We start from the raw sequence: 3,259 nt of genomic DNA, 5'->3' as shown, positions 1-3,259 counted from the left end.
ATCACAACTTTCATTAGGATATAAAACAACTTCTCCGCATGGGTTTGTGGCATATATTTTTCCAAAATGTTTAAGTAATGGATTGTATTTATTTATATTGTCATCAAAAAGCAGTCCCGGCTCTGCAGACTCCCATCCTCTATAAACTATCATATTAAATAATGCTTTTGGATTTATATATTTCCATACTTTTCCATCTCTTGGATTTATTAATGGATATGGCTTATTTTTTTTATAATAATTCCAAAAATCTTCTTTTAAAAAAACAGATATATTAAAATTAGTCAGCTGTTTATTCTCTTTTTTCGCAGTTATAAACTCTTCAATGTCAGGATGGTCAGAGTCTAAAATTCCCATATTTGCTCCTCTCCTGACCCCTCCCTGTTTTATAACCTCGGTCATTTTGTCGTATAAAGTCATAAAAGCAATTGGTCCTGAACTCCTTCCATTTGTTGTACTTATATAATCACCTTTTGGCCTTAATTTTGAAAAATTATATCCACATCCTCCTCCAGCTTTAAATATAAGAGCTGCATTTTTTAATGTTTCCATAATAGAAATTAAAGAGTCTTCTATATCCAGAACAAAACATGCCATTCCCATTCCAAGGGGTCTGCCAAAGTTTACTAAAACAGGAGTATTTGGCATAAATTTTTTATCTGTCATTAAATAAAAATAATCTTCTATTTCTTTTTCATATTCATTAAACTGCCCTTTTTTTATCATTTTTATTATTTCAGATAAAGATTTTTTCATATGTTTTTCTTTGTTTAACCTTTTATAAACTCTTATTAATCCTTCAATATGGTATTGATTTAAACTGTATTTACCTATTTTTAAACCAGTAAATTCTTTTTCATTTATTTCTTCGTCTTTTTGTTTATTTTTTAACTTTTTCTTAGAAAAAACTTTCTCATCATAAAGTATAGATGGTATTGTTGTATGAATAGCTACTCGTTCAAAAAGTTCTTTTGGAGATTCTACTATTCTCCCGTTTATATCTTTTGCTAAATATCTTGAAGCAAGAACTTGAAGTGCGTTTATATCAAATTTTTTATCTATTTCATCTAACTCTTTTTTATTTAAAATCTGTTGTTTTTCTCTCCTTATTTCTGCTCTTTTTTGTCTGTATAAAATATAAGATTTTGCAACCTTTGACAGTCCTTTTTCTATCAAAACCTGTTCTACAATATCTTGAACCTGTTCAACTGTAGGAATTTGTTTTTCTTTTAAGCTTTCCTCTAATTTTTCAATAACTTTTTTTGTTAATTCTTTTGCCTGTTTTACATCTGGTTTTCCTACTGAAAGCATAGCTTTAAATATTGCGTTTTGTATTTTCTCTGGAATAAAATCAACTACTTTTCCATCTCTTTTAATGATTTTCTTCAGCATTTTGGAGCTCCAGGATAAATTTTAAATATAAACATAATAATGAAAAGAATAAAATGCAAAGTTTATTCATAGAATTTAATAAATATATCTTCAAAACTCTTTGCATGTGGATACCTTTTATGTAAATTTTGTGGGGTATCATCTATAACCTTCCTGCCTTTTTTTAACAGCACAACTCTATCGCAAAACTCTGCTTCGCTCATATAATGTGTTGTTATTAAAATTGATATTCCCCATTTTTCTTTTAGCTGATGAAGTAATTTCCAAAGCTGAGCTCTTGCAACTGCATCAACTCCACTTGTAGGTTCATCTAAAAATAAAATGACAGGTTCATGTATAAGTGCAGCTGCAACTGAGAATCTTTGATTTATTCCAAGAGGTAGTTCAGATGGAAGATAATCCATATATTCTTTAAATCTAAGACTTTCTGCAAGCTTATTTATTCTTTTTAATGCTTTTGTGGCAGATATTTTGTGCATGTTTGCAAAATAAATTAAATTTTCTCTTATTGTCATGTCTTTATAAAGGGCAAACTTTTGGCTTACATACCCTATTTTACTTTTTAACTGTAATCTATCTTTATAGCTTTTTATCTCTTTCCCAAGAATTTTAAGGCTACCCTCATCTATAGGATAAAGACCTAAAATTGTTTTTATTAATGTAGTTTTACCTGCACCATTTGGTCCAAGCAGTCCTACTATTTCACCTTTTTTTATAATCAGGTCTATATGGTCATTTGCCACAAAACTTCCAAACCTTTTTGTTATACCTTTTGTTTCTATAACAATTTCAGGAACTTTAACCTTACTTTCTCTTTCATCAATTTTAATTTCAGGTATATTTTTATATTTTTTTAAAACATTTACAAAAAACATCCCTTCCAGGTCTGGGTCTACATGCCTTGTATTTAATGGTTTTAAAGAATATGTTTTTCCGTTAAATGAAAAACAAAGCTCTTTGCAAGAAGTTTCAGCATATGTATATTTTTTAATAGAATTTTTTAACTGGCTTGCTGTTCCTTTTGCTATTATTTGCCCGTCGTCAAACAATAAAACTTTATCCATTTTCTCTGCTTCCTGCATATATCCAGTACTTATTAGAGCAATTATTCCTTCTTTTTTCCTCATACCATCAATAATTTCCCAAAGCTCCCTTCTACTGAGTGGGTCAACTCCAGTTGTTGGTTCATCAAGAATAAGAAGTTTTGGTCTGTGAATTAGCGTACATATTAAAGAAAGTTTTTGCTGCATTCCACCACTAAGATGTCTTGCTTGCCTGTCTTGAAATTCGTAAAGTCCTGCCATTTTCAAAAGTTTTTCTCTATACTGCCAGTACTCTTTATCTTTTTTTATATTCCGTATTGCCGTGAAAAAATCCAGATGTTCTTTTACCGTTAAAAGTGGATATAAAACAAGCCCAATTCCTTGAGGCATAAAACCTATATAAGGTTTTACTTTTTCTGCTTCTTTTGGGGAATGGTATGTATATCCCCTATATGTAATTTCACCTTCAAATCTAATTACACCTGCAACAGCATGCATTAGAGAGCTTTTCCCAGCCCCATCAGGTCCAATAAAGCCTATGATTTCACCTTCTCTTGCTTCTAATGAAGCTTCTTTTATTCCTATTTTTTTCTTATATCTGACAGTTATGTTTTCTACTCTTAAAGTAGGCATTTATAATTCCGGTAATTCTTTTAAACTTTTTGGAAGTCCTTTCCCATCCAAAGAAATAACTCCAACTGCTGGAAGACCAAGTTTCAGCAGTGGATTTGGTTTTATAGGTTTTAAATGAACCGCATAAACCCTCTGAATTCTATCCTCTTTAACGGCTACTTCTTTTGGTGTAAACTCTGCCCTTTTTGAAA

Annotated in this window: 2 protein-coding genes and 1 pseudogene; all 3 read right to left on the bottom strand. The window is 30.5% G+C overall.

The annotated features are described in order from the left end of the window. On the bottom strand, positions 1–1,392 hold a 1,392-nt coding region (locus HG1285_RS05190), incomplete at its 3' end, for an ATP cone domain-containing protein (protein WP_008288457.1). Between the two features lie 62 nt (positions 1,393–1,454). Next, the gene (locus HG1285_RS05195) at positions 1,455–3,068 is read right to left on the bottom strand and encodes an ATP-binding cassette domain-containing protein (protein WP_008288456.1); all 1,614 of its coding nucleotides are present in this window, start codon (positions 3,066–3,068) and stop codon (positions 1,455–1,457) included. Further along, positions 3,069–3,259: pseudogene (locus HG1285_RS19790) on the bottom strand (secretion protein HlyD); the annotation flags it as partial.

Source organism: Hydrogenivirga sp. 128-5-R1-1, from assembly GCF_000171895.1.
The sequence above is the reverse complement of the archived record's forward strand: the minus strand, read 5'-3'. Positions and strand labels throughout refer to the sequence as shown.